Genomic DNA, 17,784 nt, shown 5'->3' with positions numbered 1-17,784 from the left:
CATGGCAATCTCCTTTCAAGGAGATTGAATCACACACCGCCAATAAAATGAACCCGGTTTATGGGGACACTGCCTAGCTTGGTTTTTCGCGAGGGATCGTTATCGGCTTCGCCTATGTCGTGGACGTGAGCGCTGGGACGGTATCGAATCAGCGATACGCTTCGGTGAATCTGATAAGCCGTCGTCTTCTTGCGTCGTGAACTTAGCAATACCAGCAAGGGACACGCCAATTCCCGTGCGCGGCGGTGAGATTTTTTCGTCGAGGGATCCGCAGCTGCAAACCCGTAATCTAAGAGCTAAATGTCGACCAAGCCGACGTGAGGGCGAAATTTCTACAAGGGTTGAAACTGTAGCGCGTTTCACTAGTTTTGCGTCCGGTCAAGTTTTGTATTGCTGGTCAGATAACCTAACTCCGACCCATCTTCGTTTGACGTGACGCCGGAATGCACATGTTTGAGCAGAAGTCCAAGAAACGCCGCCGTAAAAATCACAGCGAAGCTCGCCTCGCAGCTATTGTGGACAGCTCCTTTGATGCCATTATCAGCAAAGATCTGTCTGGGACGATCATTAGTTGGAACAAGGCCGCCGAGCGGCTTTTCGGGTTTACAGCCGAGCAAGCCATAGGCCGTTCGATCTACATCCTCATACCCGACGACCGTCACCACGAGGAAGTCGAGATCATCCGGCGCATAAAGCTGGGCGAACAGATAGAGACCTTTGAGACGCTCCGCAACACCCGAGCCGGGCAGCTGGTTCCTGTATCGATTACTATCTCGCCGATCAGAGACAAGCGCGGCAGGATTATTGGTGCCTCAAAGATCGCCCGCGATATTTCCGAAAGCAAGGAAAATGAGCGCCGGCTCAAACTGCTAATGCGTGAGATTAATCACCGGGTTAAAAACCAGTATGCCGTTATCCTTTCTGTTATCACCCAGACCGCCGCGCGCGAACAGGATATCAAAGCGTTTGAGCGACGTGTTCGCGAACGCATTATGGCGCTTTCCCATTCTCAGGATTTGCTGTCTTCGGTCGACTGGGCAGGCGTAGAGCTAAAGGCACTGATCTCGCACCAAATCCGACCATTCGCCACAAATGGCGTCTTCTCATCCTCCGGACCTGAGATCTTGCTCGACGCGAATGCTGTGTTGAACATCGGCATGGCCCTCCATGAATTGGTCATCAACCGTGTGCAGTTTTCTGGATCGGAGCTATCTGATGTGGATCTGTCATGGACACTCGCGAGTGAACCTGAAGGCGAGCAGTTCGAATTGGTTTGGCGTGAGACAGGTGTCAGCGAACCAGATCTCCTAGCCCGCGGCAATGGGTTCGGTTCCCTCGTTTTAAAACGCATCGTCGCGGCCGCTCTCGGGGGAACATGCACATGGACCGCGACTGAGGATGCTATTGTCTGGACGCTGATCGCACCCCTGCCCCGCATTCAGATCGGGCTGGAATAAAGGGGGGCCCCGATAGAGGTCGCGCAAAAGTCTTTTAGCTAAATCGTTTGCTCGGCTTTGGGCAACTGTCTTCGCAGGATCGCGGATACAGGCGTGCGCATCGCTCGATCATGAGAGTCCATTACATATTGCCTTGAGACTTGGCTCATCCTCGCTCATATAGGACATCGACACAGGCATTCCGGGGGCAACCATGGACACGACCAAGCGTCAATCCACGTCGCGCGAGCGGTTTCTCGAGGCTGTTCTACACAGCGCAATCGATTACGCAATCATCTCCATGGATCTTAATGGCCTGGTGACGATCTGGAATGAAGGGGCTGTCCGCATCCTAGGCTGGAGCGAAGAGGAGATGCTTGGCCAACCGGCAGGGGTTTTCTTTACAGAAGAGGATCAGCAGAACGCCATTCCCCAGCAGGAGATGCGCGACGCTCTGGAGCATGGCCGCGGAAATGACGAACGCTGGCATTTGCGGAAAGATGGTTCGAAGTTTTGGGCATCCGGTGAAATGATGGTGCTGCGTTCCGACGGCGGTTCGCCCGAGGGCTTCCTGAAGATCTTACGCGACCGCACGGAAGAGCGCCACCGTCAGGAGCGCCAGAAGCTTCTGATGCATGAGCTGAACCACCGCCTCAAGAACACGCTTTCGGTAATCCAGTCGATTGTCACGCAGTCCCTACGTGGTGCAAGTTCTGTGGCTGAAGTAGGATCGACGCTGCAAGACCGCATTTCGGCTTACTCGCGCGCGCATGACATTTTAATGCATGAAAACTGGTCCAGCACGGATCTTAAAACAGTTGTCGAGAGTGCGGTTTCCAGTCTCGGGCTAGAAGGAAGCCCACGTTTCTTGTCGAGTGGACCCTACGTCGAACTCGATCCACAACCAGCCTTGGCGATATCGCTCGTCCTTCACGAGCTCGGCACCAACGCGCGAAAATATGGCGCCCTGTCGAATACTGAAGGTGTTATTACGATGCGCTGGACTTTAACGAATGATGCTGGGGAGCCCTCGATTGAGGCCACATGGGCCGAGAGCGGTGGGCCAAAAGTGGTCGCACCAAGCAAAAAAGGATTTGGGTCAAGGCTTATCGGCGTGAGCCTCGCGAGTTTTGGTGAGCTCTCGATCGACTATCTGGAGACGGGTTTGGTCCTTAAACTTCGCGCGCCTTTGGAGAAACTCCAGCGGCAGCTTCATGAGGCAGAATAGAGTGACCGGTCCTGTCGCTGATCAAAGCTGAAGTTAATAACGGGGGTGGTCATGAACGGATTCGAACCTGCGAGCCATACAATTTCGAAACGCGTGAGCCTCTGAAATCTCTGAGCCCATGGCAACTAGCCTGGTAAGCTGCTTCGACGAAGCACCGAGAGGCGGCAAACATCTCCTCTTGCCAGCTTGCAGGTCTATTTCCAGAAACGCTTAGCGTCCAGAACCTCGTCCAAAGCATCCTGAGCCTTACTGATCAGCGAGAACCTGTCAGCATGAAGGACGAGGTCTTCCGCTCCGGGATGTTCGCCCAACCCATGTGCTTCGAGAACGCCCGGCCCGGTGGCGAGGTCGTTAAGGGCGCCAAGCTCGTCCTGCAGCGCTTCCATCGCCCCGACGAACCGTTTGTACCGCCGGCTGCTCCTCTTGTCCGAAAACAGCGAGCGGAAGAATTCAGCGGCGTAGCGCAGCTTCTTTGCATCTTTGCGGGCTTCGTGCCGATGCTCGTCATCGACCTGAGCCAGATCCCGCCCATGCTTTTTCAGCCGCTTGCGCGCCTTATCGAGGGCACTGGCTGCAAACTCGGGGGCCGGTCGGTCGCGAATGTCCGCGGTGCGCGCGTCGCTGATATAGTTCCCAAAGTGGAGCCACTCTTGGAATCGAGCATAAGCGCTCTTGCCCGGGCACTGTCGAGTGCGGCCAAGGCTTCTCCATAGGCGGCAACGCGCTTTTCAGACAGAGTGTCTTGAAGCTGACCGTGTATGGCCTTCTGTAGAAGAACGTCGATGTTCCGAGCTTCGCCAAGGACACCGGCAAGCCACCGGAACTCGGCCGATACCCGTTTCGCTTCAGGGTCTTCTAGCATCGGCTTGAACAGGGTGATAGCTGATCGTAGTCGCCGCAACGCCACTCTAGCTTGGTGGAGGGATTCCGGATTTCGCCGTGCCCTTAGAATAGTCTCATTCAGGCGAAACTGCCTAAAGCACGACTGCATGATCTCGTGGAAGGCCTGGAGCGTGGACGCGCCCCGGTCCAGAGTAATCGGTTCAGCTTGACAACCACCTGAGCCGCCCCCAACAGCCGGAAACCGCGCTCGGCTTTCGACAAAACACCAAATCGAAACGGCACGATCGCCTCGATCTTTCGCGCCAAGACGAACAGATCGCGCGCATTGCCCTCTTTCAGTTCCAGCTCCAGCTCAAGAAATGGCGCTTCGCGGTCGACGGATAGAGCGACGCCTCGGTCGAGTGAAACTTCGATTGTCGAGCCATTCTCGCTCACTGACCATATCCGCCGTTCGTTGACGACGTCGAATTTGGACACGATTTCCCGAACCTGATCTCCGAACTCATTGAGAAGCGGGCTGGAATGATCAAGGACTGGATCGTTGCTTGTGACGCCATCTCCCACTCACTGCGTGCGAAGATGGATGCGCTTGGGCCCGTTGCCTTGATGGTCTGGATGTGTGTGTCGCCGGCCTGCCGGATCCGCAGCGTGAAGCCCGAGGAGAACAAGACATTGTCGCCCGTGTCGAAGTAGGTCGAATGCTGCTGAACTACTTCGCCTTGTCCGCCGAACTGGTCGGCTTGCAGCAACCGGTCAAGATCGCCGGCATCGATTTCAAGCTTGAGTTCGACTTCTGACACCGCAGCACTCCGAGAATTGATCACAGGCCAAGTGAACGCACACCTCGTTGACTTAGTTCATCTTCCTGTAACGGCAATGACGGTACCAACCGAGAGACATGGGGCATGGGTAAAAGAATGAAGAGTGATACCAAATTTCCAAGCGGCAAATCGACGAGCGCCGACGTGATCGAACAAGCCGGAGCGCTCTGTTTGCGCATATTGCCCAATGGCGAGACCGAGATCCTTCTGGTGGGCAGCCGCCGAAATGGCAGATGGGGATTGCCGAAAGGCCATATTGACCAAGACGAGGCCTCCCACCTTGCCGCGGCACGCGAAGCATTCGAAGAGGCCGGGATCCGTGGCGAGATCTCGGACACCATTGCCGGGTCCTTCGTCTATACGAAAGATAGCAGTCCGGCTCGCTATCGGGTCATCGTCCACCGGCTGACCGTCACGTCGATGGAAGATGCATATCCCGAACAGGGCATGCGCAATCGCCAGTGGTTCACCCTGGCGGAGGCTGGACGCGTTGCCGGACATGAAGGCCTGCGGGATCTCTTGCGCGATCTATCCTGAGGCAATTTTACCAACTCGGAATTATTCGCCCATCGCCGCAACGAATGGGCGGCAAAGCTATTTCATTTTCGTATCCGAATTCGCTATGCAACCAGCGCCATGCCCGATCCAAAAACCTTACTGATGCAAGCGTTGTCTTCGCCGTCCGAACTCACGGCAGACGAGCTCGAACCACTCATTCGGGGCGTCCTTGATCGGATCGCCGAACTTCAGGAGCGACTGGGCCACATCGATATCGAGGCGCTAGTTCTCGATATTGAAGCGCGTAGAGTAAGAGCCCGCGATATGTCCCGGCAGCCCCATCCTGCCCGGACCGTGGCCATCCAAACCTTAATCGAGACGCTCGAGGCCTTGGAGCAGGAGGTTACCGCCGCGGTCGAGCGGATCCTCCGCTCAGGCAAATGAAGCCTGAGCCTGCGGCGGCGGATTTGGCTAGCAAAATTTCGAAACCCATGGCTAAGGCATTTGCGATCAAAACCGAAGGCGCGGGAGTTAAGTGTGCAGATCATCGTTCGTGACAACAATGTCGACCAGGCCTTGCGCGTGCTCAAAAAGAAGCTTCAGCAGGAAGGCGTCATCCGCGAGATGCGTCTGCGTGAGCATTTCGAAAAGCCTTCGGTGAAGCGTGCCCGTGAAAAGGCCGAAGCTATTCGCCGTGCGCGCAAGCTGGCGCAAAAGAAGCTGAACCGGGAGTTGGGCATCGTTGCAAAAAAGCCCAACAAAACAGGCCGATCGAAAAAATCCTCTAGCCTGATGAGTTAATCACCGAGCAGCGGCCAATGTGGCGAGATACTGCTCCAGCGTAATGCTGCCTCGATCCGGATCGTCAGGGAGGTCCGGATCCTCGATCGTCGAAAGCGTCATTCTTGTATACGCTTCGGCGGCTGGCTCTGAGAATCCCAAAGCACGGAAGCTTTGCTCGATCTCCTCGCGCGGGATTTGAGCGATTTCGACCGATTTACCCAGCATCCGGCTGAACGCGGCTACGACATCTGCGAACATGTAGCGTTCGGGGCCTTCAATGTATCGAACACCGATATCCTCGACCGAACTGCTTAATCTGGTCGCTGCAGCCTTCGCAAGGTCGTTAGGGGAAACCATCGGAATGCGGAGGTCTGGCGGAAACGGCGTCAGCAGCACTCCTGATCTGGCCGCGCCAAGCATCGCATCGAGATTTGTGAAATAATAAGCACCTCGATTGATCGCTGCAGGAATGCCTGTGGCTGCGATCATCTCTTCGAATGCATAGAGCGTCGTAAGGTCTCCAATACCTTTGCCGGGTTGCGCACCATATGTCGACGCGACGACTACCTTCTCCAGTCCGGATCCAGTAAGCGCTGATGCGATCAGTTTACCAGTGCGGTCTCTTCCGCATCGGTATCAAGCGCCGGTGGTGCAGGTGGATTGAGGATAAACGCGCGCTTGCCGTTGCGAAAGGCGTCGCTAAGCGCTTTCGTATCTGCAACATCAACGGCAAGACCTTGTACGCCGCTAGACGTAAATCGTCTGGCCTGGTCTGGCGAGCGTGTGATTGCGATTAGCGGTTTACCTTCTGCACGAAGCTGGCTGACAAGAGCCGATCCGATATGGCCTGTTGCGCCCATGAAGACGTACATGTCAGCGGCTCCATGATGTTTCCTAATGAACCACTGTCGAAGTCGCAGGGACACTCGGGTCCCCGTCTTCAACAGGCATGATGGGCGAAACCGTCGTGCGCAAACGCGATTTCAGCTTCTTGGACAATACCGGCGCTTGCGCGTCGTCGTCATCCGCCTCGTGGTCGTCGGTTTCAACTCCCAGCGACGACATTCGGTAATCGATCGCCAGCGCATAAATGCGTTCAAGCACGCCGCGATCTTTTACGTCAGGATCGGTCAGAGCCAGAAGGGCGGCCTTGACGATCCGTTTGCTCGATGTCTTCGGGGATCGTTTGGCGACATATGCGTAGAGCTCCTTGCCGGCGAGCCCGTCGGCAGCACCCTCAACGAGCGCCTCATAGATGCGGTCAAGTTTCTTTCCCATTCCTGTCTCCTGTCAGATCAAGGAGAGAACGGTCTGCCCGGAAGAAGGTTTCCGTCGGCAAGGAAAGCGCCGCGACAGCCGATACTCTCAGACGCGGGAATAGAAGTTCGGCCGCGTGGAGCGCGGGCCTAATGTCGTCCAGCTTGGGATGGAACAAGTTAAGACATGACTGTCACACTCGCAGGATGTTTCGATCCCACTTTCGCTATACGTCGAGCGCAGGCCGACATGGTTGAGCCACGCAAGAGTGGCTCGCACCTATAAGGCGATCGAGGGTTTCAGGACGCTGAAGCTGTTGTCGTCGTGAAGAGCTATCGTCCCCTCGTATTCAAGGACATACAGCGCGTTCAGTAGCTCCTTTCTGGAGAAGCCGGCAGTTGGCGCTGCATTTGCGATCGTGCGGAACTGGATTTGGGACGGCGGCCGGACATGGAGCTTCCTGAGAAGGCAGGTTACCGCTTCGACGACTTCGAGACGTTTTCGCATGATCCTCGGCTCCAGTAGCCCTTTCGATCGCAACGTAGATGAGTTTGAATCCAATACACAACGGATGCCGCGTAGCTTTGATCCATTACAAATCTGTGACATTACCCAGGGAGCGGTCCTTCTGCCGCGGTGCCATGACGGGTCGGCGCGTTGATCTGGCACCTTACGATGCCAATAACGCAGATCGTGACAGGGTTATACCGGCGACCAGCATTGAGGCCGTGAGCCATAACGAACCGTCGGCCCCTGACATTCATATTGCCAAGGGGCTGACAATCCTGCGATTTGGCTTCATATGGCGAGATCACGGGCAAGATCACGCGGCGACTATGGAGAACATCGGGCTGAGTTCCGCCCTTGTCGCTAACGCATGCCTCGGGGCGATCAGCATCGCGGAATGCGTCGCGGTGGCAGCGTCCTGCCGGCAGCCTGCCACCGCGACGGTCTGATCCGTCAGATCGCCTTGAGCGAGACCCGTTTCTCCAGCTCGGCCGCCGCCTCCTTCCGTTCGCTGTAGCGGTCGGTGAGGTAGGCCGAGGCATCGCGGGTCAGAATGGTGAACTTCACCAGTTCCTCGCAGACTTCGACGACGCGGTCATAGTAGGATGACGGCTTCATCCGGCCATCGGCGTCGAATTCCTGAAACGCCTTCGCGACGCTGCTCTGATTGGGAATGGTGATCATCCGCATCCAGCGGCCGAGGATGCGCAATTGGTTCACCGCGTTGAAGGACTGGCTGCCGCCGGAGACCTCCATCACCGCCAGCGTCTTGCCCTGCGTCGGGCGGACGGAGCCGAGCGACAGCGGGATCCAGTCGATCTGCGCCTTCATGATGCCTGTCATCGCACCGTGGCGCTCCGGGCTGATCCAGACCTGGCCTTCCGACCATTGTGTGAGGTCGCGCAGCTCCTGAACCTTAGGATGGCTGACGGGTGCCTCGTCCGGGGCGGCGGCCCCGCTGGATCAAATATCTGGACCTCGCATCCCAACCGTTCAAGCAGACGGCGGACTTCGAAGGCGAGAAGACGGCTGTAGGATACTTCCCGGAGCGATCCATAAAGGATCACGATCCTTGGCTTGTGTGTCGAGAGTGCCGGCCGCAGGGCTTCTGGTGAAATGGGCTGAAGATGGTCGTCATGCAGAGCGGGAAATGTCTCAGACAATGCGCTTTCCTTCCTGGTCGAGGACCTGTTCGCCGTCTTCCTTGGTGAACGGTCCTTTAAAGGCGTCTGACGGCAGAATGTCGAGCACAACCTCCGAGGGGCGGGCAAGTCTGGTGCCGAACGGCGTGATGACGAGTGGTCGGTTGATCAGGATCGGGGTGGCGATCATCGCGTCCAGCAATTGCTCTTCCGTCAGGCCCGGATTGGCGAGGCCGAGTTCCGCATAGGGTGTGCCCTTCTCTCGGATCGCTTCACGGACCGTCAGGCCGGCATCTGCGATCATCGTGGAGAGCTGCTCACGCGATGGCGGGTTCTGCAGGTATTCCACGACGGTGGGTTCGATCCCGGCGGCGCGGATCAGCGCCAGCGTATTGCGGGACGTGCCGCAGGCGGGATTGTGGTAGATGGTAGCGTCCATGGTCATGGCCTTTCGGTGATGGTGTTGCGGGAAACGGCGGGCGATGCCTCATACCAACCCTTCGAGCGGTTCACGATCCAGACGACCGAGAGCATGACCGGCACTTCGATCAGGACACCGACGACGGTAGCGAGTGCCGCGCCCGACTGAAACCCGAAGAGGCTGATGGCGGCGGCAACCGCGAGTTCAAAGAAATTGCTGGCACCGATGAGCGCGGAAGGGCCGGCGACGCAGTGGCGCTCGCCTGCCATGCGGTTCAGAAGGTAGGCCAGCCCGGAGTTCAGATAGACCTGGATCAGGATCGGCACGGCCAGCAATGTGATGATGGCCGGTTGGGCGATGATCTGCTCGCCCTGGAAGGCGAAGAGAAGCACGAGCGTGGCGAGCAACGCGATGAGCGATACCGGCTGCAGCTTCGCAAGCAAGCGATCGAGCGCGCCCGTTGTGCCGTCGGCCGTCAGGTAGCTCCGCAGTACCTGGGCGATGATGACGGGAACCACGATGTAGAGCGCTACTGACAGGGCAAGCGTCGCCCAAGGCACGGTAATGGCAGAGAGGCCGAGCAGCAGGCCGACGATAGGCGCGAAGGCGACGACCATGATCGCGTCGTTCAACGCGACCTGCGACAGGGTGAACAGCGGCTCGCCCCGCGTCAGGTTCGACCAGACGAAGACCATGGCCGTGCAGGGTGCTGCGGCAAGGATGATCAGGCCTGCGATGTAGGCGTCGACCTGATCCGCGGGCAGATATGGCCGGAAGAGCCAGCCGACGAACAACCATCCCAGCAATGCCATCGAAAACGGTTTGATCGCCCAGTTGATGATCAGCGTGACGCCGATACCCCGCCAGTAGGAGCCGACCCGCGCCACCGACCGGAAATCGATCTTCAGCAGCATTGGGATGATCATCAGCCAAATAAGGATCGCGACCGGGATGTTGACCTTGGCGATCTCGGCGCCCCCGATGATCTGGAAGACGCCGGGCATCAGGTGACCGAGGGCAACGCCGACAGCAATGCAAAGGAAGACCCAGACGGTCAGATATCGTTCGAAAGTGGACATCAGGCGTTGATTCCCATGAGAGGTGTAGCAGGAATGGAGCGTGCGGAACTGCTCTTGCCGAGGAACAGCACGTTGCAGGTCTTGTCAGTCATGTTCGTGGTTCGTGTTAAGTCGGAAGCCTGGTGAGCTTCATGATGGTCGCCGACGATGGGCAGATGGAGGAAAGCTGGCGGGTCGCAAGCACCGGGGTCGGCACCTCGGCCCGCGGCACCTTCGAAAACCCCATGGTCAAGAAGAACTGTGCGGCGCTTGTCGTCGCGAGGTAGACCTCTCCGCTGCCAACTTGTTGCAAGGTCGCCTCGACGATCGGCCGTCCCAGGTCTTGAGCCCGGTGCGCCGGAAGCACGACGACCGATCGCAGCAGGTTATCAGCGGCGCAGCGCTCGATACCGGCATATCCGATCGTTTGGCCGTCGCCAGATAAGGCCTCGAAGAATGCGCAGCCTCGTCTTCGATATCATCGGTCGGGAGATCTGCGGCTTGAAGCGCCTCGCGGAGGCCGGCGTTGCTGCCAGCAACTTCGTGCAATGCAATCTCGCTCAACATGGCTTCACCGCCGGCGGACAGCATGGCGTCAATTCTGCAATCAGCGGCCCGCATAGCTCCGTCGAACCCCCACAGCAGTCCTTCAGCAGAAACAGTGTCAGGTCGCGAAAGCCGTCGAGATCAGCGCGATAGATGATCGATCGGCTCTGGCGCTCGCTCTTGGCCAGACCTGCACGGGATAGGGTCGCGAGATGCGCCGACATCGTGTTTTGTGGGACGTCAAGCAGCCGCGCAAGTTCGCCGGCCGGCACGCCGTCTGGTTCGTGGCGTACAAGAAGACGAAACGTCTCGAGGCGGGTGTTCTGCGCCAAGGCCGCGAGGGCGGTGATTGCCTTATTACTTTCCATATATCCAGATTAACGGATATATTGGCCTTGTCAAGGTTTCGGGCTAGACCGTTTTAAGCTCTTGAGCGGGATCGAAAATAAGACCGGCCATTGAAAGACCTAAGCCTCTAATAGTCCTCGTTATGCTCGCTGGAGCGGCCATAGAACGACGGAACTCGACGGTCGGACCTCAAGAAGGAAGAAATTCGCTCGGCCGCCAGAGCCGCTCTTAGATTTTCCTGACGACCCCGCGCCTCCGCGCCAATTGCTATATTTACTGATTCAGCTAAAAGCGACTTAGCTGCTCGCACGTTGAGAGGACAGGTCGGGCTTTCGTTCATCCCATCCGCTGAGACCGATCGTGCTGCCCGCTGACAACCAAACCAATAATGATCTCACTCGTCGACTCGAGCTTCTCGAAGCCTACGACATACTTAACACGCCGCCTGAACCAGAGTTCGACGATATCGTCCTCATTGCCTCGGAGGTGTGTCAAACTCCTGTTTCGCTGGTGAGCCTGGTCGAAAAAGACCGGCAGTGGTTCAAAGCCCGCGTTGGTTTCGAAGCCTGCGAGACGCCAATAGAGCAATCTGTGTGCGCACATTCACTATCGAGCAGCGATATACTGATCATTCCAGACCTAGCGCTCGATGTTCGGACCAGAAACAATGGTCTTGTTGCAGAGCCGCCCCACATCCGTTTTTACGCTGGCGCACCTCTGCGAAGTCGCGATGGGACGGCCATCGGTACGCTCTGTGTCATCGACACGGCTCCCCGCCCTGAAGGCCTGACCGCATCACAGCAGAAGATATTAAGCGCACTTGCCCGCCAGGTGATGGCCCATCTCGAAACGCGGCGCTCATCGCACCGTAAAGACGAGCTGTTCCTTCGGCAAAAAGGAATGGCGGCCAACATCCGTGCCGATGCGAAACGAAACATGGCCGCTCAGGAAGCAGGACGTATCGGGACGTTCGAGATTGATATCGCGTCTTCGACCATTGCAACGTCTGCGGAATTCTGCCGTATATTCCGAGTGCCCGTCGCTGCGAGCCATCCCTCGTCGACGTTCGAAGCGATGGTGATTGATCAGGGCATCCAATCAACGAACGCCACGCGCGCCGATGCCTCTGCGATCATGGATGTCGAGTATCGCATCAGAACTCCGGACGGTGTTCGCTGGATCAGCCGTCATGCGACAATCGACCGTGATGACGCCGGCCGTCCTCTAGTTATGCGCGGCACAGTACAAGACATCACACAGCAGAAGCGCGCCGCGCTTCGGGTTCAAGCTCTTCTCGATCTGGGCGATCGCTCGCGCGATCTCGACTCCGTTGAAGACATCACAATTTCGGCTGCAGACCTGATGGGCAAAGCGCTTGATGCTGTTCGAGCGGGCTTTGGCATCGTTGATCACGTTACGGAGTCGATCGCCATTCAGCCAGACTGGAGCCTGCCAGGATATCCAAGCGTCGCGGGATCGCATTTTTTCAGGGACTACGGTACGATCATCGAAGACATCAAGGCCGGCAGACCCGTTGTCATTTCTGACGTCAGTGTTGACCCACGCATCGCCCATCGCTCCGAGCGGCTATTGAGCCTCGGCGCAAGGGCTATCGCACTTGTACCAATCCTCGACCACGGCCGCTTTAATATCATGGCCTTCGTTCATTACGACGAGCCACGCGACTGGAGCGACGAGGAGCTGTCGTACGTGCGCAGTTTTGGGGATCGGGTACAGATTGCCATAGCGCGGCTCGATGCCGAGGCGGATCAGAGACTGATGAACCGAGAAATGGGGCATCGGCTGAAAAACTCGTTTGCCATGGTTCAGGCGATTGCCACCCAGACTTTGAGATCCGTTACCGAACGCGACCATGTTCTTAACTTCGAGAAGAGGCTCATGGCGTTGAGCAAGGCGCATGACATCCTTCTCAACGACCAAGGCGAAGCAGACTTCGGTACGGTGGTCGAAGGCCTTGGCGAAACTCTCGGTGTGTCGTCACGCCTTAAAACAGCCGGGCCGTGTGTCCGGCTTGGATCACGGGGCGCGCTGTCACTTGGGCTCGTTCTGCATGAGCTTGGGACAAATGCCCTCAAATACGGCGCATTCTCACAGGCTAATGGGGTGGTCGAGGCGAATTGGAGAGTAGATACTTCGGGACCTGAGCCCATGTTGCGCTTCTCGTGGGTAGAAACCGGAGGTCCAACGCCAGTGCCGCCGACCCGGCGCGGGTTCGGCTCTAAGCTCATTCAAATGGGCCTCATCGGAACAGGCGACGTCAAACTCAGTTATGATCCACCGGGCTTTTCGGCTGAGATGTCGGCTTCCCTTCAACAGCTCCAACAGGCGAACTGAGATTTCATGGGACAGTCAACGGCCTACGCCAAACCAGTTGTCCTCGTCGTCGAGGACGAACCTCTACAGCGTATCATGGCGGTGGAACTTGTAGAGGACGCGGGCTTCGAGGTCCTCCAGGCCTGGGGTGCGGATGAAGCCATTCGCATATTGGAGGCACGTCCCGACATTCGCATCGTATTCACGGACGTGGATATGCCCGGCAGTATCGATGGCTTGAAGCTTGCTGCATCCATTCGAGATCGCTGGCCCCCCATTCAGATCATCGTCACGTCGGGGTTCTTCAATCTAAAGGACATTGATCTGCCGGAGCAGAGCGTGTTTTTCAGCAAGCCATATGAGCACGACAAGGTGACTGCCGAACTCCATCGGATGGCTGCCATCTGACCTTCCGCGCGTTGATCGATCCGATCGGCAGTCATGACCGGGCTTTTTCGATTATCGCCCTCACGGCACGGATCAGGCTCACTGCGCCGATAGGCTTCTCGCATCTGAGGACCTCGGAGTAGCGCGGCGGAATGAGAGACTGGTCATAGCCGGTAGCGAACAAAAATGGCACGCCCTTTGCCGCCAGCATGTCAGCTGCCGGAAATACCTTTTCGTCCTGCAGGCTGACGTCGAGAATGGCAGCGTGGATTTTATCAGCAGCATCGATCAGGTCCAAGGCGGCATCGAGCGACGGCACAGGCCCCAGGACACGGCTGCCAGCATTGGCAAGCTCTTTGGCAAGGTCCGTCGCGAGCATGTATTCGTCTTCAGCAACGAGGATGGTAATACCTTGCAGGGCGTTGTTATCCATTTTCCTGTTCCGCCTCATTGCTCTCGGAAACCGGTATCGTGATCGTGCAATGGACTCCATCGGGACCTAGATCGAAACTCGTCTGAGCGTTCAGCTGATAAGGCAGCGCTCTCTCGATCAGTTCACGTCCCTGTCCACCACCTTGGGCCTTCGCGCCAGCTGGAGGCATCGTCACTCCGGTTTCCGTCCAGTCAATGTGAAGGCGCGGTCGGCCTCTTCCGTCAGGCTCTGCCATTGCCCATGTGACGGAAAGATGTCCCGTCGGCTGACCCAGAGCACCGTATTTCACAGCATTTGTCGCAAGCTCGTGTAGGGCCATTGCCAACGTTTGAACCATGCTCGAGCGGAGACGGATGCCAGTCGGACCACTCAAGGTCACCCGATCGATGGATCCATGCATCGCCTTTACCTCAGTGGTGATCAACTCGTCGAAGGCAACTCTATCCGTATCACCTAGCCTCGAGAGTAGCCCTTGGACACGGGCGAGTGCTTCAAGTCGTTCACCAAAACGCTTCCGAAAACCCGGGTAGTCCGTACTGGTTTCGCCTGTTCTTTTTGCTGTGGCGCGAACGACGCCCATAAGGTTACGGGTTCGATGCTGGAGCTCGGCGACAAGCACCATCATACGTTCCGCCGCGTCCTTGTCGTCGGTGATGTCCTGACCAATTCCACCGATCCTGATCAACTCACCAGTGTCATCGAAGATTGGAAAGGAAGTGTCACGAAGCCACCGGATCTCTCCGTTCAACGGTCGGCGAATCCGATATTCAAAGGTCACGCGTTCGCCTTGTCGGACCTTTTCGATACCGGCGGCGGTCGTGTCCCGGTCATCTGGCAGGATCATGCCCATCCAGTTGCCGAAATTGTCTCCGCGCAAGGCATCGTCGCGTGACAGCCCGTAAATGGTCTCAAAAGCCGGTGTCAGATAAGTCCACTGCAGCGTTTGGGGATGCCGGCTCCATAGCACGTCCTGAGAGGCTTCGCCGAATTGACGCAGCCGTTCCTCGCTTTCCAGAAGGGCTTCCTGGCCGGCCCGACGACTGGTGACGTCCTGACCGATTTTAAGGAAGCCGCCATGATGGCGGTCGTTGACAAGCGGGACGAGTTCACCTTCGATGAAAACCCGCCGGCCATCCTTATGCAGGTGCCATCGAACATCTGGTGCCTTGCCTTCGCGCAATGCCGTCTCGGCTTCCCATTGCGGCGCACCTTTGCCCCGGTCCTCCGGAGTAAACAGAATGTCTGCCGACCGCCCCTCGATCTCTTGCCTCGTCCACCCGAATACAGCTTCAGCCCCTGGCATCCATTGTGCCACGCGGCGTTCTGCATCCATTGTGAAAATAGCGTAGTCCCTGGCACTCTCGACAATCAGCCGCAACTGCTCCTCGCTCTCGCGCAGTGCGATTTCGGCAAGCCGCCGCTCGGTATTGTCAACTGCCACCGCTATCGCGCCCACGATATGTCCCTCGGCGTCACGGCGCGGGCTTACGGACAAGCGGTTCCAACCCGTCACTTGTGCTGGAGGCCCAAGCGGCTTTTCGATGACGAAGGGCTCGCCCTCCTCTATCATCCGCCGAAAAAGCCGGTTGTTTTCCGGCCAATCGTCGGGCGGGATGAAATCACGGACGGTGAGCCGTGTCATCTCATCCGGTTTCCGCCCAGCGATTTCGGCGAGACGATCGTTCACCCAGATCAAGCGGCCATCCCGGTCAGCCATTGCGACGCCGACTTCCGTTTGTTCCGCGAGCGCGCGGAAACGTTCTTCGCTTTGCCATAAGGCTTGATCTGCTTGCCGACGATCGGTCACATCGCGCCAGAACACGGCTAGCGATCCGTCATCGGTAGGATAGGCTCGCATTTCCAGCCAGAGTGCCCGGCCGTCCGACCAAGCATACTGGTGCTCCAGCGAAACCGCCACCCTCTCGAACATTGCCTTTTTCAGCAACTGCCCCAACTCGGCATATTCACTGCCAGGATAGACCTCCCAGTAAGAGCGCCCCACAACGTCCTCACGACGCCGGCCATCCAGGCGAAGAGCCTCGCGATTGTGTTCGAGAATGGTAAAGTCGGGAGCAAGCAGACCGAAAGCCTCGGCCATTCCATCGAGGACGCCGCGCAGCTTCAACCCGTCGGTTTCTTCAGCGTCGCTTTTGGTCACCGCGCCCCTCCTGCAAAAGCTTCAAGGAATAGAGCCTCAACCGGACCACGTTGCGTAAGTTCCGGTCGACAGGGAACCACTCATTGCTTTTTGACTCACATAGAGTTTTAACACCCTGAGTTAAAGACGGGGCAACGCTAGTGGCAAATCACCTACCGAGACTACTTACAGGAGTTCCAGGCCTTGACCAGGTGTTGGGCGGTGGACTGATTGAAGGCGCCTCCTATATCGTTCAGGGAAGCCCTGGTGCCGGCAAAACGATCCTTTCCAATCAGATTGCATTCACTAGCGCGGCCGGTGGACGGAAGGTTCTTTATGTAACGCTGCTCGCCGAGACGCATGATCGGCTGTTCCAGTCGTTAGGGACACTGGATTTCTTCGATCAACAGCAGCTTGGCGTGACGATTTCTTATGTCAGCGTCTTTCAGACCCTGCGCGACGAGGGCCTGTCCGCCGTTGTAGACCTGCTCCGGAAGGAAATCAGGCGCCAGGGTGCCTCACTTCTTGTATTCGACGGTCTCCTTAACGCCCGCGATCGCGCGGACACGCCGCTGGATGTCAAAACCTTCGTTGCCGAGGTACAGAGCCAGGCCGCCTTTGTCGGCTGTACCGTTCTTTTCCTGGCAAGCACGCGCGTGTCGGAAGACAGTCCCGAGCATACGATGGTAGACGGGGTTCTGGAATTGCATGATGAACTGACAGGAGTGCGCACCGTTCGGCGCCTTCAGGTGCGAAAGTCACGCGGCAGTGGTGCGATGGGCGGCTACCATCAGTTCGAGATATCGCCGCGTGGAGTCGAGATATTCCCGCGTCTTGAGATTGCCTATGCTCAGCCTTCAGAGAACGACGATCCGGAATCGCCGCGTATTCCTTCAAAGGTCGAGGGTTTGGACGATTTGATAGGCGGGGGCCTGCCCCCCGGTTCCGTCACACTCCTGTTCGGCCCTTCGGGAGCGGGCAAGACCGCCCTCGGGCTCAACTTTCTAAGTGGCGCAAGCAGTGACCAACCAGCCCTACTATTCGGCTTCTACGAGACGCCTCGCCGGGTAGAAACCAAGGCGCGCGCCCTCGACTTGGACCTTCACTCGCTCATGGAGGACGGATCGCTCGAGATGATCTGGAACCCAATGGTCGAGAATCTGCTCGACAAGCTCGGCCACCGATTGCTTCAGGCTGTCAAAATGCGCGGCGTCAAAAGGCTTTTCATCGATGGGCTTGGCGGGTTCGAGCGTGCCGCTATATCTCCTTCGAGATTGGTGGAGTTCTTCGCCGCTCTTACCAACGAATTGCGGGCCATGGGGGTAACGACGATTGCAACCTGGGAGCTGCGTGACCTCTTTGGACCGACAGTGACGGCACCTGGATCAGAAATATCGAGCCTGCTGGATAATCTGATCATGCTCCGGCAGGTCGATGTCGGCTCGAAATATAGAAGGTCGATCTCTGTGCTGAAGGTCAGAGACAGCGCGTTCCAACCAGTGATCCATGAGGTCGTCATCGGGAACAATGGCCTGAGCGTGAGGTTACCTCTTGAGCCGCTGAGTGGCGCTTCGACAGGTCTTGCGTCAAGAGGTTGAGCGGTTG

Annotated in this window: 20 protein-coding genes and 3 pseudogenes; 9 read left to right on the top strand and 14 right to left on the bottom strand. The window is 57.5% G+C overall.

Features of this window, described 5'->3' with window-relative positions:
* Positions 1 to 449: 449 nt before the first annotated feature.
* Together AAIH70_RS30030 and AAIH70_RS30025 are read left to right on the top strand one after the other, a co-directional pair.
* A complete protein-coding gene (locus AAIH70_RS30030) occupies positions 450 to 1,457 on the top strand; it encodes a sensor histidine kinase (RefSeq protein ID WP_430037781.1) in 1,008 nt (335 codons plus the stop codon).
* A 193-nt stretch (positions 1,458 to 1,650) separates the two neighbouring features.
* Complete coding sequence (locus tag AAIH70_RS30025; protein ID WP_430037778.1) at positions 1,651 to 2,664, top strand: sensor histidine kinase; 1,014 nt, start codon at positions 1,651 to 1,653, stop codon at positions 2,662 to 2,664.
* Positions 2,665 to 2,858: 194 nt separating this feature from the next.
* Here the strand turns inward: AAIH70_RS30025 and AAIH70_RS30020 are convergent.
* From AAIH70_RS30020 to AAIH70_RS30010, 3 genes and pseudogenes are all read right to left on the bottom strand, one after another.
* Positions 2,859 to 3,655 (bottom strand): annotated as a pseudogene (locus AAIH70_RS30020) (CHAD domain-containing protein).
* On the bottom strand, positions 3,625 to 3,942 hold the full coding sequence (locus AAIH70_RS30015; RefSeq protein ID WP_430037776.1) for a hypothetical protein: 318 nt from the start codon (positions 3,940 to 3,942) through the stop codon (positions 3,625 to 3,627). Before AAIH70_RS30015 ends, AAIH70_RS30020 begins: the two are co-directional and overlap by 31 nt.
* A complete protein-coding gene (locus AAIH70_RS30010) occupies positions 3,939 to 4,307 on the bottom strand; it encodes a CYTH domain-containing protein (RefSeq protein ID WP_430037773.1) in 369 nt (122 codons plus the stop codon). The genes AAIH70_RS30015 and AAIH70_RS30010 overlap by 4 nt, the downstream gene beginning before the upstream one ends.
* Positions 4,308 to 4,424: 117 nt before the next feature.
* Between AAIH70_RS30010 and AAIH70_RS30005 the strand changes: the two genes are divergently transcribed.
* The 3 genes from AAIH70_RS30005 to rpsU all read left to right on the top strand — a co-directional run bounded on the left by AAIH70_RS30005 (position 4,425) and on the right by rpsU (position 5,627).
* Positions 4,425 to 4,865 carry an NUDIX hydrolase gene (locus AAIH70_RS30005; RefSeq protein WP_430037770.1) on the top strand — a complete coding sequence of 147 codons (441 nt, stop codon included), beginning with the start codon at positions 4,425 to 4,427 and terminating at the stop codon, positions 4,863 to 4,865.
* 99 nt (positions 4,866 to 4,964) lie between these two features.
* The gene (locus tag AAIH70_RS30000; RefSeq protein ID WP_430037766.1) at positions 4,965 to 5,270 is read left to right on the top strand and encodes a hypothetical protein; all 306 of its coding nucleotides are present in this window, start codon (positions 4,965 to 4,967) and stop codon (positions 5,268 to 5,270) included.
* 93 nt (positions 5,271 to 5,363) lie between these two features.
* Positions 5,364 to 5,627, top strand: coding sequence for a 30S ribosomal protein S21 (gene rpsU, locus AAIH70_RS29995; protein WP_430037763.1), 264 nt, complete (start codon positions 5,364 to 5,366; stop codon positions 5,625 to 5,627).
* On the opposite strand, the gene AAIH70_RS29990 is transcribed toward rpsU, so the two are convergent.
* From AAIH70_RS29990 to arsB, 7 genes and pseudogenes are all read right to left on the bottom strand, one after another.
* Positions 5,628 to 6,098, bottom strand: a complete 471-nt coding sequence (locus AAIH70_RS29990; RefSeq protein WP_430037760.1) for a hypothetical protein — start codon at positions 6,096 to 6,098, stop codon at positions 5,628 to 5,630.
* Positions 6,099 to 6,211: 113 nt separating this feature from the next.
* Positions 6,212 to 6,481: an SDR family oxidoreductase gene (locus AAIH70_RS29985; RefSeq protein ID WP_430037757.1), complete on the bottom strand. Its 270-nt coding sequence runs from the start codon at positions 6,479 to 6,481 to the stop codon at positions 6,212 to 6,214.
* 22 nt (positions 6,482 to 6,503) lie between these two features.
* Entirely contained in the window at positions 6,504 to 6,887 is a 384-nt protein-coding gene (locus AAIH70_RS29980; protein ID WP_430037755.1) for a hypothetical protein, read from the bottom strand.
* A 258-nt stretch (positions 6,888 to 7,145) separates the two neighbouring features.
* Complete coding sequence (locus AAIH70_RS29975; RefSeq protein ID WP_430037752.1) at positions 7,146 to 7,373, bottom strand: hypothetical protein; 228 nt, start codon at positions 7,371 to 7,373, stop codon at positions 7,146 to 7,148.
* A 453-nt stretch (positions 7,374 to 7,826) separates the two neighbouring features.
* Positions 7,827 to 8,536, bottom strand: a pseudogene (arsH, locus tag AAIH70_RS29970) (arsenical resistance protein ArsH).
* Positions 8,529 to 8,954 (bottom strand): arsenate reductase (glutaredoxin), encoded by a 426-nt coding sequence (gene arsC, locus AAIH70_RS29965; RefSeq protein WP_430037787.1) that lies wholly within the window; start codon positions 8,952 to 8,954, stop codon positions 8,529 to 8,531. The pseudogene arsH and the gene arsC overlap by 8 nt, the downstream one beginning before the upstream one ends.
* Before the next feature lie 2 nt (positions 8,955 to 8,956).
* Positions 8,957 to 10,015: an ACR3 family arsenite efflux transporter gene (gene arsB, locus AAIH70_RS29960; RefSeq protein WP_430037749.1), complete on the bottom strand. Its 1,059-nt coding sequence runs from the start codon at positions 10,013 to 10,015 to the stop codon at positions 8,957 to 8,959.
* A 122-nt stretch (positions 10,016 to 10,137) separates the two neighbouring features.
* Between arsB and AAIH70_RS29955 the strand changes: the two genes are divergently transcribed.
* Positions 10,138 to 10,281, top strand: coding sequence for a hypothetical protein (locus AAIH70_RS29955; protein ID WP_430037746.1), 144 nt, complete (start codon positions 10,138 to 10,140; stop codon positions 10,279 to 10,281).
* 8 nt (positions 10,282 to 10,289) lie between these two features.
* Here the strand turns inward: AAIH70_RS29955 and AAIH70_RS29950 are convergent.
* Positions 10,290 to 10,376, bottom strand: a pseudogene (locus AAIH70_RS29950) (GNAT family N-acetyltransferase); the annotation flags it as partial.
* Between the two features lie 178 nt (positions 10,377 to 10,554).
* On the bottom strand, positions 10,555 to 10,908 hold the full coding sequence (locus AAIH70_RS29945; protein WP_430037743.1) for an ArsR/SmtB family transcription factor: 354 nt from the start codon (positions 10,906 to 10,908) through the stop codon (positions 10,555 to 10,557).
* Between the two features lie 340 nt (positions 10,909 to 11,248).
* Between AAIH70_RS29945 and AAIH70_RS29940 the strand changes: the two genes are divergently transcribed.
* Positions 11,249 to 13,243 carry a GAF domain-containing protein gene (locus tag AAIH70_RS29940; RefSeq protein ID WP_430037740.1) on the top strand — a complete coding sequence of 665 codons (1,995 nt, stop codon included), beginning with the start codon at positions 11,249 to 11,251 and terminating at the stop codon, positions 13,241 to 13,243.
* Between the two features lie 6 nt (positions 13,244 to 13,249).
* Entirely contained in the window at positions 13,250 to 13,630 is a 381-nt protein-coding gene (locus tag AAIH70_RS29935; RefSeq protein ID WP_430037737.1) for a response regulator, read from the top strand.
* Positions 13,631 to 13,661: 31 nt separating this feature from the next.
* Here AAIH70_RS29935 and AAIH70_RS29930 read toward each other — a convergent pair whose 3' ends face one another.
* Both AAIH70_RS29930 and AAIH70_RS29925 read right to left on the bottom strand, forming a co-directional pair.
* Positions 13,662 to 14,042 (bottom strand): response regulator, encoded by a 381-nt coding sequence (locus AAIH70_RS29930; protein WP_430037734.1) that lies wholly within the window; start codon positions 14,040 to 14,042, stop codon positions 13,662 to 13,664.
* Positions 14,035 to 16,200 carry a PAS domain S-box protein gene (locus tag AAIH70_RS29925; protein WP_430037732.1) on the bottom strand — a complete coding sequence of 722 codons (2,166 nt, stop codon included), beginning with the start codon at positions 16,198 to 16,200 and terminating at the stop codon, positions 14,035 to 14,037. Before AAIH70_RS29925 ends, AAIH70_RS29930 begins: the two co-directional genes overlap by 8 nt.
* 140 nt (positions 16,201 to 16,340) lie before the next feature.
* Between AAIH70_RS29925 and AAIH70_RS29920 the strand changes: the two genes are divergently transcribed.
* Positions 16,341 to 17,777, top strand: a complete 1,437-nt coding sequence (locus tag AAIH70_RS29920) for an ATPase domain-containing protein (protein WP_430037729.1) — start codon at positions 16,341 to 16,343, stop codon at positions 17,775 to 17,777.
* Positions 17,778 to 17,784: the final 7 nt, after the last annotated feature.

The sequence above is a fragment of the Neorhizobium sp. BT27B genome (genome assembly GCF_050455485.1).
In the GTDB taxonomy this organism is placed as follows: domain Bacteria; phylum Pseudomonadota; class Alphaproteobacteria; order Rhizobiales; family Rhizobiaceae; genus Neorhizobium.
The sequence above is the reverse complement of the archived record's forward strand: the minus strand, read 5'-3'. Positions and strand labels throughout refer to the sequence as shown.